Origin of the sequence: Nocardia sp. NBC_01730, from assembly GCF_035920445.1 — a bacterium.
In the GTDB taxonomy this organism is placed as follows: Bacteria; Actinomycetota; Actinomycetes; order Mycobacteriales; family Mycobacteriaceae; genus Nocardia.
This window is the reverse complement of record NZ_CP109162.1, coordinates 4,472,662-4,485,052: the sequence shown is the minus strand read 5'-3', so window position 1 is coordinate 4,485,052 and position 12,391 is coordinate 4,472,662. Positions and strand designations below refer to the sequence as shown.

Below are 12,391 nucleotides of genomic sequence, written 5' to 3'. Positions count from 1 at the left end.
CCGCGTGCGGGAACAACGGGTGAATGTTCACCTGTGTGACCGCCTGGGAGATCCGGACAATTTACTCAAACCGAGCGAATTGCCTGGCGTCGTTCCGATTTTCGCTCGCATAACGGGTCTGGTGCGGCGCCGTCGTGGCTAGGCTGCCGTGATGGGGACCTTCACCTGCACCGCGGTCGCGGCGGTCGTGCTCGTCGGCGCACTGGCGGGGGCGGCGACCGCGCACGCGACGCCCGGCATCGACATCACCGCGGTCACCCTCGGTCAGGCGCAGATTCCCGCCGGACTGCTGCCCTTCGTCGCCGGCACCGATCTCGTAGTCCGCGAAATCACCATCGGCCCTGGTGGTTCCACCGGCTGGCACTACCATGACGGTCCCGTCTTCGGCTTCGTCCGTGCGGGCACGCTCACCCATCCTGGGTCCGAGTGTGACGCTCCGGTCTACCGCACGGGCGATTTCATCTACGAGCCCGCCGGCGAATGGAACGTCCACATCGGCCGCAACCTGGGCATCGAACCGCTGATTCTCGACGTGGTCTACGCCCCACCGATCGGCAAGCCGCTGTTCGTGGATGCCCCGGCGCCGTCCTGCGCATAGCTCGAGTTCGCGCGCGTTCCACCGCCGCGAAAACCGAGCGCGGGTCGGTGCGCTGGTTCGTGGCCAGGTGGCCGAGCCCTGTGATCATGTGGATACGTGGTCGTCCGAAGCGGCCGCTGGCGCTCGCTATCGCTTAGCTTGTTAGGATGCTAGCATCGTCGGGTGGGTGACGAGGAAGTCAAGCAGTTCAACGTGTACCTGCCGATCGGGCTGATCAAGCAGGTGAAGCATCACGCCATCGAGTCGGGCACATCCCTCTCGGCGTTGGTCGCCGACGCGCTGCGTTCATACCTTGCCGATCCGCACGACCAGCAGCGATCGTCCGACAAGGAGACCTGACATGACGACCGACGGCATCGAGGGCGTATTCGTGGAAACCCATAACTGGGGCAAAGCGGCCAAATTCTTCCAAGACCTCGGCTTCGAACTGGATTTCGCGACCGACCATGGCTCCGGCATGCTTCGCAACGGCGACGGCCCGTACGTCTTCGTCGCCGAGATTCCCGAGCACCGCGAACCGCAGGTGCAACTGGTGCTGACGGTGGCCGACGCGGATGCCTTTCAGCCGGGCCCCACGGTCGACGTGGTCACGCCGTTCGAAGAAACCCATTACGGGACAAAGGAAATGACTGTCCGCGACCCCGACGGGCGGATCTGGAGCCTCCAGTCGGGAAACTGAACCAGCCTCCGAGACCGCATCGGACGCAGACGAAGGAGAGCATCATGCCGGTCGAGCAGACCGCGGCACCGGAGAGCACGGCCCTGCGGGTGGCCCTGTGGCGGGCCTTGCACGTCCAGGTCGACCCGCCCCCGCACGTGCTCGACGACGAGATCGGCTTGCGGCTTGCGGCTCCCGGAGACGACTGGCGTGAACGTCCCGACATGGACCCCCGGACCACCAGCCGTTCGAGGGCCACCGTCGTCGCTCGTGCCCGCTTCATCGAAGATCTCGTCGTGCGGCAGGCGGGACGCGGCGTCGACCAGTACGTCATCCTCGGGGCAGGTTTGGACACCTTCACCCAGCGGCGACCGGAAATTGCGGCCCACTTCACGGTTTTCGAGGTCGATCAGCCCGGACCGCAGGAATGGAAGCGCCGACGCCTGCTCGAGCTCGGCTACGGACTTCCGGAGTGGCTCAGACTTGTGCCGGTCGACTTCGAGGCGGGATGGTGGGACCGATTGGTCGAGGCGGGATTCGATCCGGAACGACCCGCGGTGGTGGTCTCCACCGGCGTCTCCATGTATCTGACGAAGGACGCGACCGCCGGCACGCTACGCCACCTCGCCGCGCTGGCGCCGGGCTCCACGCTGGCCATGACGTTCATCGTGCCATTCGAGCTCGTCGAACCGGATGAGCGGCCCCAACGCGAGCTGACCGAGTACGCCGCGCGCGCAGCAGGCACGCCGTTCATCAGCTTCTTCACCCCGTCGGAGATCGCGGCGTCGGCCCGGGAAGCCGGTTTCGTCGCCACCGAGCACGTGTCGGCAGCCGAACTCGCCCGGCGCTACTTCGCCGACCGCGTCGATGGCCTGCGCCCCTCGACTTCGGAGGAGTTGCTCGTGGCAACCACGTAGTGGTTGTGCTTCATGATCGACGGCACATGGCCGCGGACCTCACGTGAGATCCAGCGGCCATGTGCCGGGGCGTGCGGACGGGGAACGGTTGGCGGCGAGGACTGGAAAATATCTCGAAAAAGTTCGAGAGTTGTGTCGAATGGGTGGGAATGGCTCCGACCAAGGGTGACAGCAGGTCATACACGACAAGGGAGCCGTCGGCACCGCCCTGCGCTCGATGTCCAAGCTCGACGTCAAGGTCTTGCAGGACGCATACGACAACGCCTGACATACCCGAAGACCCGCCCTCCTCGGCGGGTCTTCGCGGGTGCGACGGCGTCGTCGGGGACAGCGTTGCGGCGCCACCTCGTGGACGAACGCGGACTTGTTCAGCCCGACCCCGACACCACACATAGCGAACGTTGTCAGTATTTCGCCATCAGGTAGGAGCCGACGATGATCATCGCGCACGCGGCGACTCGTCGGGAATTGATGCGGCGCCGCGGGAAACCCATCACTCCGTAATGGTCCATCGCTGCGGCGAGAAACATCTGGCCGGCGATGATCAAGGCGTTGAACGTGCCGACTCCGACGCTGGAAGCGACGGTGATCATCGCGAAGATCGCGGCGCCGCCGGTGAGCCCGCCGACGGGCGCCCACTTGGGCATAGCCGCGAGGTCGGCGCGGGTCGGCCACTCCCGACGGCGCGAAATGAGAAGCCAGACAACGAGAATCACGCCAACGCCGATGAGGGCCACGGCATAGGAGATCACGCCGCACAGCCACACGTTTCTCAGGGCTAGCTTCAGCGTGTTCTGGCACCCGGCCTCTACGGACCGCAACGCGCCGCCGACCAGCATGAACACGAAGATAAGGACCATCGCCCAGCGCGGGAGCGTCATCCGGGGCTGGGTGGTGGTGTCGGTCGTCGTCATCGGGAAACCCTTTCGGCCGACTCAGCGGTGCGTGGGGCAGGTTCTTGCTTCGTCGAGTCGCTGGCCATCAGGTAGACCGCCGCCGTGATCAACCCGGCGGCCAGCAGTCGGGGCAGGGTCATTTCCCTGGTGGCGAACCCCATGAGGCCCAGGTCGTCCATCACCAGCGCGACCAGCATCTCGCTCACGATGACGACCGCGTTGAAGGTTGCCACGCCGACGTACTTGGCGACGGTGATCATGCCGACCACCGCCACACCGCCGATCAGGCCGCCGAACGGCGCCCACCACGGCATCTGCCGCACATCCTCGAGGGTCGGCAACGGCGACTCCGAGACCAATCTCGATACCGCCAGGAAAATCAGAAATCCGGCGAGTGCAACGGCATACGAGAACACCGCGCACAGCCACGTGTTCTGCACATAGATCTTTTGAGTGTTCTGGCAACCTACCTCGATGGACCGCAGCCCACCGGAGACGAGGATGAACAGAAATACAAGCCCAAGGCTGACGACGGCCACGACGAGACGTCCTTCGGTTCAGGGAGTAAACGCCATCACGAACCCAGCTATGCGGCTCAACCGGCCCCACGGGAGGAACCACGTCTCGTTCTGCTAGCGACACCAGCTGGTGTGACTTGTGCAACGTAACGTTAATTAACGGCACAGTCAATAGCGGCAGATCGCTCTGCGGCCGCATTCATTATGGAGGAATCCCGCTGTCTGCCACGTCATCTCGGATCGTCGGCCCGTGCGGCGAAGCTGGACCTCGAAGCCGCGGCGGAGAACGCACACAGTGCAGCATCACGGCACGCGCCCGGACATCCGATGAATCCAGTTGGCACTGTTCGGCGCTGCTTGAACTTCAGCACGGAGCACTTCGGATGTCAGTGCGGACGGCTTGGGGGCTCGACATGCGCGACGACGGGTTCGTAAACCTCGAGGAAGTTCGCGAAGTCGCGGTCACGGAGGCCCGGACCACTCGCCCACCGAGGCGGCCGCGCTACTGGTCGTCTTGTGGACACCCAGGGCGAGGTCGGCCGCCTGTGGGACGGCGTTACCGAGGGCGGGGGGATCCCCGCGAACGCGCGCGCCAGCGGGAAATCATCGGACAGACCGGCGCCGCCGTGCAATTGGATCGCCATGTCGAGCACCAAGTTCCAGCCTGTCCCGTCGCTGCTCTGCGGCGAGGCTGCGCGCTGCACTGAAACGACACCAGCTCCAGTCGGGCCGGAGCCACCGTTCGGATTCGTTCAGCTATCCCGAAAAGTAACGTCACTGACACAGGCACAAGCTCCGTTGGCCGACCCCCCACGTCGTTCATCAGCCTGAATAAGTAGTTCACGCTGCGCCGATAGCGCACTGCAACAGCGGGACCGATACGACTCACCCTCGTCGCCGCTCGTGCCGTTGGCGCGGAAAACCCCGGCCTGACTTTCAGTCGGTCAGCGCCAGCGCTCGGGCGTCACCGGCGCGTCCCACGCGCGGGCGTAGCGGCGCTTGTCGGGCGCGTCGAACTCTTTGCTGCGGTAGACCACATAGGGCCGCGCCAGATAGCCGACAGGGGCGCTGAACATGTGCACCAGCCGGGTATAGGGCCAGAAACCGATCAACGCGAGAACGATCAGGCCGTGCGCCTGGAAGGTCCACGGGGTGTCCACCATGAGCTCGGGTTCGGGGCCGAGCGTGAACAGGCTGCGGAACCAGGGGGAGACCGTCTCGCGGTAGTTGTAGGTGCCCCAGAGCAGGTTGCTGCCCCAGGTGTTGAGCAGGCCGGTGACCAGCGCCGCGGCCAGCAGGCCGTACATCAGCCGGTCGTTGCCGGTGGTGGCTTTGCGGACGGCGGGAACGGTGATCCGCCGGTAGACCAGGATGGCGACGCCCGCGAGCACGGCGAGACCGGCCACCGAGCCCGCCGAAACGGCGATCAGGTGGTAGGCGTGCTCCGAGATGCCGACCGCGGCGGTCCACGACTCCGGGATCAGCACACCGAGCACGTGCCCGCCGATCACGCCGAGCATGCCGAAATGGAACAGCGGGCTGCCCAGGCGCAGCAGGCGGCTCTCGTAGATCTGTGACGAGCGGGTGGTCCAGCCGAACTGATCGTTGCGGTAGCGCCACAGGTGGCCGAGTACGAACGAGGTGAACGCGATATACGGCAGGATCAGCCACAGTGCGGTCGGCAGATGCGGCGTTGCGTTCATCGTCGGCTTTCCGATCCGTCGAACAGGGAGGGGTCCATCGCGAAGGGTTCCAACCCGACCTCTTCCTCGGGCGGGCCCTGCGCGGCGAGTTCGGCGATGCGCCGCCGGTCGGCGGTGGTCGGCGGCGGCAGTGTCGCCCTGACCGCGGCGAGCACCCCGGCGTACGGAGAGCCGTTGTCGGACAGCGAAAGCCGCAGCAGCTCCAGCACGGGAACATGCTCGCCGAGCAGCCGCTCACCGCCGATCGGGTCGACGGTGGCGGCGAACTCCAGCAGCACCGGAAGATGGTCGGGCAGCTCTTCGTCGCCGAGTTCGACACCGGCGTGCCGGTAAGCGTGTTTGAACCGCAGCAGCGCCATGCCGCGCTTGCGGGTGTCGCCGTAGGCGTAGAAGGTCAGGTGCAGGCTGGCGCGGCGGCGCATGTCGAAGGTCTCGACGTAGGAGGCCGCCAGCTCCAACGGCGCGGTCACCCGAAGGTACTGGAGGCAATCGCTCAAGTGCTCGCGGATCGCATCCGGCAATCCGATTGCGGCAGTGGTCAACTGGTCGATCATGGCCAGCGTTTGCTCGGTCGGGTAGTCCAGCAGCAGTGCGGCGATCCGCCAGACCAGCTGACGGTCGCGCTGGGCGAGTCGCACCACGGATTCCGGGCGGCGGCGCAACTTCAGCAGGCTCATCGCTCTGCTCCGCCCGGCGCCGAGGTCGGCCCACCGGTCCTGGCACCGTTGCTGCCCCCGCCCGTGGCGTGCGCTCCGTTGCTGTCGCCGTTCTCGGACTCGTTGACCTGCGCTCTGTCGCTCCCGCCGTTCGCGTATACCCTGCTGCTCTGGCCGTTCCTGGTGCCGTTCGCAGGTGTACCGCTCGTGGTGCCGTTGGTCGGCACCAGACCCTCGGTGCTCTTGCCGTCCCAGTTCAGCAGATTGACCCGGGACGACTTCTCCTGCGGCGCCGCGCCGTTGGTGTCGGTGAGGTGGAATTTGTCCACCATCTGGTCGAACGCGGTCATGCCTGGACCGCCGTCGGTGTCGAGGCTGCATCCGGTGGCGAGCGAATCCAGTTCGTGGGCACGGGCTCCCGCACCGGTCGGGATGACGTAGCGGTGCTCGTACTTGGCGATGGCCAGCAGCCGGTACATCGCCTCGATCTCTTCGGGTTCGAGGCGTACCGACGGCGCGATGGCGGGATCGGGCTCCTCGCCGAGATTCACCGACCGCATGAACGCGCGCATCGCCGCCAGGCGTTGCAGCGCCGCGCGCACCGGCCCGACATCGCCCGCGGTGAACAGTTCGGCCAGGTATTCCACCGGGATGCGCAGCGCGTCGATGGCGCCGAACAGGTTCGACGCGTTCTCACCGTCGTGTCCGGTCCCGGCGAGCACGTCGACCACCGGTGACAGCGGCGGCACGTACCAGACCATCGGCATGGTGCGGTACTCCGGGTGCAGCGGCAGCGCGATCTGATAGTCCACGATCAGCTGGTAGACCGGCGAATCCTGGGCCGCCTGAATCCACTCCGGGGAGATCCCGGCGCGTTCGGCCTCGGCGACCACCCGCGGGTCGTGCGGGTTGAGGAACACCCCGAGCTGCGCCGGATACAGGTCCTTGTCCTCGATGACCGACGCGGCCTTCGACACGGCGTCGGCGTCGTAGAGCAGCACGCCGATGTAGCGGAGCCGCCCGACACAGGTCTCCGAGCACACCGTCGGGATGCCGACTTCCACACGCGGGTAGCAGAAAGTGCACTTCTCCGCCTTGCCCGTTTTGTGATTGAAGTAGATCTTCTTGTACGGGCAGCCCGACACGCACTGCCGCCAGCCGCGGCACTTGTCCTGGTCCACCAGGACGATGCCGTCTTCGGCGCGCTTGTAGATCGCGCCGGACGGGCACGACGCCGCACACGACGGGTTGAGGCAATGCTCGCAGATGCGCGGCAGGTAGAACATGAAGGTCTCTTCGAACTCCAGCTTCACCTGATCGGACAGCTTCGCCAGCAGCGGGTCCTTACCGACCTGCTCGGGACCGGAGCCAAGGTCGTCGTCCCAGTTCGCGCCCCAGGTGATATTCGTATCCGCGCCGGTGATCAGCGATTTGGGACGGGCGACGGGCGTGGTGTCCATCGGCGGCGAGGACAGCAGGTTGTCGTAGTCGTAGCTCCACGGCTCGTAGTAGTCGTCCACCGTGGGCAGGTCCGGATTGGCGAAGATGTTGAGCAGCCGCTTGACTCGGGAACCGGACTTCAGGGTGAGCTTGCCGCGCTTGTTCAGCGTCCAGCCACCCTTCCACTTCTCCTGATCCTGGTACCGGCGCGGATAGCCCTGCCCGGGACGGGTTTCCACATTGTTGAACCAGACATACTCGGTGCCGCCACGGTTGGTCCACGCTTGCTTGCAGGTGACGCTGCAGGTGTGGCAGCCGATGCACTTGTCCAGGTTCATCACCATGGCCAGCTGTGCCATGACTCGCATGTCAGTACTCCACTTTCTGCGAGCGTTCACGGACGCAGTGTGGTGACCTCGTCGGGCTCATGTCAGTACTCCACCTTCTGCGAGCGTTCACGGACGCAGTGTGGTGACCTCGTCGGGCTCATGTCAGTACTCCACCTTCTGCGAGCGTTCACGGACGCAGTGTGGTGACCTCGTCGGGCTCATGTCAGTACTCCACCTTCTGCGAGCGTTTGCGGATCGTGGTGACCTCGTCGCGCTGATTTCCGGTGGGGCCGTGGTAGTTCAGCGCGAAGGATTGCTGTGCGTAGCCGCCGATGAGGTGCGAGGGTTTGATCATGATGCGGGTGAGTGCGTTGTGGATGCCGCCGCGTTTGCCGCGGCCTTTGGTGTCCTCGCCGATGCCTTCGATGCGCGGCACGTCCACCGCCCGGTCCTGGGCGTGATACATGAATACCGTGCCCTCCGGCATTCGATGGCTGACGATGGCGCGGGCGACCACGATGCCGTTGCGGTTGATCGCCTCGATCCAATCGTTATCGGCGACACCGATCTTCGCGGCGTCTCGGTCGGACATCCAGATCGTCTGTCCGCCACGGGAGAGCGTCAGCATGTGCAGGTTGTCCTGGTAGGCGGAGTGGATGGACCACTTCGAGTGCGGTGTCAGGTAGCGCACGGTGACACCCCGGTCGTCGACCGCGCCGATGGACGGCTCGCGGAACAGCGCCGTCATGTCGAGCGGAGGGCGGAAGATCGGCAGCTGCTCGCCGAGTTCGATCATCCAGTCGTGGTCGAGGTAGAAGTGCTGCCGCCCGGTCAGCGTGTGCCACGGCTTGAGGCGCTCGGTGTTGATGGTGAACGGCGAGTACCTGCGCCCGCCGGTTTCGCTGCCCGACCACTCCGGGGAGGTGATCACCGGCACCGGGCGAGCCTGGGTGTCGGCGAACGAGATTCGCTTGCCCTCGTGCTCGGCGGCCAGGTCAGCCAGCTCGGTGCCGGTGCGGCGCTCCAGCGCGTGGAAGCCCGCCACGGCGAGTCTGCCGTTGGTGGTGCCTGAGAGCGCGAGAACGGCCTCGGCCGCGTGCGTGTCCTTGGCCAGCGACGGACGCCCTCGGGCCACACCGGAAACCACAGTGCCGTTCATTCCGGCGAGGTACTCGACCTCTTGGTCGGGATAGGTGGTGACACCCTTGGTGGTGACGCCGAGCGTATCGATCAGCGGCCCGAGCGCGGCCATCTTCTCGGCCAGCTTCGGGTAGTCGCGTTCGACGACCACCAGCTTCGGCATGGTCTTGCCCGGGATCGGTTCGCACTCACCGGCCTTCCAGTCCAGCACCCGGCCACCCGCCTGCGCGGTCGCGTCCGGCGAATCGTGCTGCAGCGGCACGGCCACCAGGTCCTTGCGCGTGCCCAGGTGCTTTTCGGCCATCCAGGAGAAGCCACGCGCGATCCGGTGGAAGGCGTCGAAGTCGGTCTTCGCCTCCCACGGCGGCGAGATGGCTGGGGAGAAGGCGTGCACGAACGGGTGCATGTCGGTCGAGGAGAGGTCGTGTTTCTCGTACCAGGTGGCCGCGGGCAGCACGATGTCGGAGAACAGCGTGGTGCTGGTCATTCGGAAGTCCAGTGACAGCAGCAGATCCAGCTTTCCGGTGGCGGCGGTCTCGCGCCAGGTCAGCTCCTGCGGTCGTACACCGGTGGCGTCGGTGGCCTGCAGGTTGGAATCGGCGCCGAGCAGGTGGCGCTGGAAGTACTCGTTGCCCTTGCCGGAGGAGCCGAGCAGGTTCGCCCGCCACACGGTCAGACAGCGCGGGAAGTTCTCCGGCGCGTCCGGGTCCTCGCAGGCGAACCGCAGATCTCCGGACTTCAGCCCGTCCACCACGTGCTCCGGCGCGGTCTTGCCCGCGGCCTCGGCCTCGTCCACGAGGTCGAGGGGATTGCGGTCGAACGTCGGGTAGCTCGGCATCCAGCCGAGCCGGGTCGCCAGCGCGATGTTGTCGGCGGCGGTACGACCGGCGAACTTCCCCGTGCCCAGCGGTGAGGCGAACGACTCCGCGGTGAACGGGTCGTAGCGCCACTGGTCATTGGTCAGATACCAGAACACCGTGCCCTGCATCTGCCGCGGCGGACGTTGCCAGTCCAACCCGAAGGCGAGCGTGGACCACCCGGTGACCGGTCGGCACTTCTCCTGGCCGACGTAGTGCGCCCAGCCGCCGCCGTTCACGCCTTGGCAGCCGGTCAGCAGGGTCAGGGTGAAGAAGGCGCGGTAGATCTGGTCGGAATGGAACCAGTGGTTGGTGCCCGCGCCCATCAGGATCATCGACCGGCCGCCGGAGCGATCGGCGTTGTCCGCGAACTCCCGCGCGATGCGCTCCGCCTGCGCGGCGGGCACTCCGGTGATGGTCTCCTGCCAGGCCGGGGTGTAGGGCTCGGCTGGATCGTCGTAGCCACCAGGCCAGGAGCCCGGCAAACCGTCGCGGCCGATGCCGTACTGGGCGAGCAGCAGATCGAAGACCGTCGTCACCCGCTTGCCCGCGACGGTCGTCGTCGGGACGCCGCGGGTGAGCACCCCGGGCGCGTCGCTGTCGAAGCGGGGAATCTGCACGGCCGCAGCATCATCGGTGCGGCCGTACAGAGTCAGCAGGGGATCGACATCCCCGAGATCGAGATTCCAGCGTCCAATGCCTGCTTCGCCGAACCGGTAGCCCAGCGACCCGTTGGGCACCACCGGCCGTGCTTGCGCGTCCAGTAGCACCGTCTGGAACTCGACCCCTTCGCCGACCTGACCGAGATCGGCGGCGGTGAGGAACTTGCCCGGCACGAACGCGCCGTCGCGCTCGTCCAGGGTGATCAGGAACGGCAGGTCGGTGTAGCGCTTGACGTAGTCGAGGAAGCGTGAGGTCGTCTTGTCGACGAAGAATTCCTTCAGTACCACGTGTCCCATCGCCATGGCCAGGGCGGAGTCGGTGCCCGGACGCGCGGGCACCCATTCGTCGGCGAACTTGGTGTTGTCCGCGTAGTCGGGAGAGACCACGACGACCTTCTGGCCGCGGTAGCGGGCCTCGGTCATGTAGTGCGCGTCCGGCGTCCTGGTCACCGGCACGTTCGAGCCCCACATGATGAGGTAGCCCGCGTCGAACCAGTCCGCCGACTCCGGCACGTCGGTCTGGTCGCCGAACACCTGGGGTGAGGCCACCGGCAGGTCGGCGTACCAGTCGTAGAACGACAGCATCGATCCGCCGAGCAGCGAGATGAACCGGGCGCCGACGGCGTGGCTGACCATCGACATGGCCGGAATCGGGGAGAACCCGGCCACCCGGTCCGGTCCGTACTGCTTGATCGTGTAAACATGTGCGGCGGCGGCGATTTCGGCCGCCTCCCACCACTCGGCGCGCACGAATCCGCCCTTGCCGCGGGCGGCCTTGTAGCTGCGTGCCTTCTCCGGGTCTTCGACGATCTCGCCCCAGGCGAGCACCGGGTCCTTCAACCGAGTCTTGGCCTCCCGGTACAGCTCGAGCAGCGCGCCGCGCACATAGGGATAGCGCACCCGGGCCGGCGAGTAGGTGTACCAGGAGAAGGACGCGCCACGCGGGCAGCCGCGCGGCTCGTACTCGGGCTTGTCGGCCCCGACCGACGGATAGTCGGTCTGCTGCGACTCCCAGGTGATCACGCCGTCCTTGACGTAGATCTTCCACGAGCAGGACCCGGTGCAGTTCACGCCGTGCGTGGAGCGCACAACTTTGTCGTGCGACCACCGGTCCCGGTAGAACTCGTCGGCGCTGCGGCCGCCGATCTTGTGCAGCGTGCGATGGTCGGAGGACACCTCACCGCGGTGGAAGTATTTCCCCAGCCGAAGGAGCGCGTCACCGGCGTCCGTGGCCGGGGTGGAGGGCACGCGATTCTGGCTACGCGAATTAACCACGACGTCCCCTTCGAGCTGTGAAATCGGTGTGATGTTCCGACTGTAGGGAGCGGGGCGTGGCGGACCAAACGTGTCTCTCACAGCCCATTCAGGGTCGAGGTGAGTTGTGAGATCGGCGCAACGTGGCGGTCACGGTCGTGCGGAGTGTCTGTGGTGTCCGGCGCAATGTGACCAGGGGAGTCGCGCTGCGACCTGGCCGAAAGCGTACCCAGGGGGCCGATCCGCGCGGATGTCGGTGATGCTTTGGAAACGACTGGTTCTCCCGCGCTTTACATTTGTTAACACAACCGCACGGTCGTCGGCGGTGTCCGTTCTACGTGATTTCGCGGGCTTCGGTGTCGGTTCCACAGACACATCTCACCGAGCGGGATTCAATTCGCTGAAGGTTTGCACAGCGTCAGGAAATGGCATCCGACCGGGAAGGGGCGATTCGGAGCGGTGCTGGGATACAGCCATGGTGGAGGGGTGGGCATCGTGGTCGGCGCTCGCGGATGCCTGCCGGTGCCGGCCGCTTTCGACGGCGTCTAGGTCCTTGGTGACCCCAACCTCATACCCGGGCTCTGCGCTCTTACTTTGTACCACCACGACTTTCGTCTTTTCTGCATCTCACACCGCCAGGCGATCCGCTACCTGGAAAGGCCCACTGAAGCTCAAAGCGTTGTAAATACCGCAGGGAATTCTGGCCTGCTGCTCCGTGTCGCTGTTAGATGAAACGGATTGCAGCCGCCGACGTCGAACGAGG

10 protein-coding genes are annotated in these 12,391 nt (G+C 65.9%); 4 read left to right on the top strand and 6 right to left on the bottom strand.

The features are described from left to right. Positions 1-151: 151 nt before the first annotated feature. The 4 genes from OHB12_RS17970 (at position 152) to OHB12_RS17955 (ending at position 2,173) form a co-directional block, all read left to right on the top strand. A complete protein-coding gene (locus OHB12_RS17970; protein ID WP_327109769.1) occupies positions 152-598 on the top strand; it encodes a cupin domain-containing protein in 447 nt (148 codons plus the stop codon). Positions 599-760: 162 nt separating this feature from the next. Continuing rightward, positions 761-937: a CopG family transcriptional regulator gene (locus OHB12_RS17965; RefSeq protein WP_327109768.1), complete on the top strand. Its 177-nt coding sequence runs from the start codon at positions 761-763 to the stop codon at positions 935-937. A 1-nt stretch (position 938) separates the two neighbouring features. Further along, entirely contained in the window at positions 939-1,277 is a 339-nt protein-coding gene (locus tag OHB12_RS17960) for a VOC family protein (RefSeq protein ID WP_327109767.1), read from the top strand. 44 nt (positions 1,278-1,321) lie between these two features. Continuing rightward, entirely contained in the window at positions 1,322-2,173 is an 852-nt protein-coding gene (locus OHB12_RS17955) for a class I SAM-dependent methyltransferase (protein ID WP_327109766.1), read from the top strand. Between the two features lie 404 nt (positions 2,174-2,577). Here the strand turns inward: OHB12_RS17955 and OHB12_RS17950 are convergent, their stop codons facing one another. The 6 genes from OHB12_RS17950 to OHB12_RS17925 all read right to left on the bottom strand — a co-directional run bounded on the left by OHB12_RS17950 (position 2,578) and on the right by OHB12_RS17925 (position 11,622). Further along, positions 2,578-3,087 carry a DMT family transporter gene (locus OHB12_RS17950; protein WP_327109765.1) on the bottom strand — a complete coding sequence of 170 codons (510 nt, stop codon included), beginning with the start codon at positions 3,085-3,087 and terminating at the stop codon, positions 2,578-2,580. Beyond that, positions 3,084-3,608 carry a DMT family transporter gene (locus tag OHB12_RS17945; RefSeq protein ID WP_327109764.1) on the bottom strand — a complete coding sequence of 175 codons (525 nt, stop codon included), beginning with the start codon at positions 3,606-3,608 and terminating at the stop codon, positions 3,084-3,086. The genes OHB12_RS17950 and OHB12_RS17945 overlap by 4 nt, the downstream gene beginning before the upstream one ends. 923 nt (positions 3,609-4,531) lie before the next feature. Continuing rightward, entirely contained in the window at positions 4,532-5,290 is a 759-nt protein-coding gene (gene narI, locus OHB12_RS17940; RefSeq protein ID WP_327109763.1) for a respiratory nitrate reductase subunit gamma, read from the bottom strand. After that, entirely contained in the window at positions 5,287-5,967 is a 681-nt protein-coding gene (gene narJ, locus OHB12_RS17935; RefSeq protein WP_327109762.1) for a nitrate reductase molybdenum cofactor assembly chaperone, read from the bottom strand. The genes narI and narJ overlap by 4 nt, the downstream gene beginning before the upstream one ends. Continuing rightward, the gene (gene narH / locus OHB12_RS17930; protein ID WP_442800110.1) at positions 5,964-7,745 is read right to left on the bottom strand and encodes a nitrate reductase subunit beta; all 1,782 of its coding nucleotides are present in this window, start codon (positions 7,743-7,745) and stop codon (positions 5,964-5,966) included. Before narH ends, narJ begins: the two co-directional genes overlap by 4 nt. Before the next feature lie 193 nt (positions 7,746-7,938). Then, complete coding sequence (locus OHB12_RS17925) at positions 7,939-11,622, bottom strand: nitrate reductase subunit alpha (RefSeq protein WP_327109760.1); 3,684 nt, start codon at positions 11,620-11,622, stop codon at positions 7,939-7,941. Between the last annotated feature and the right edge of the window lie 769 nt (positions 11,623-12,391).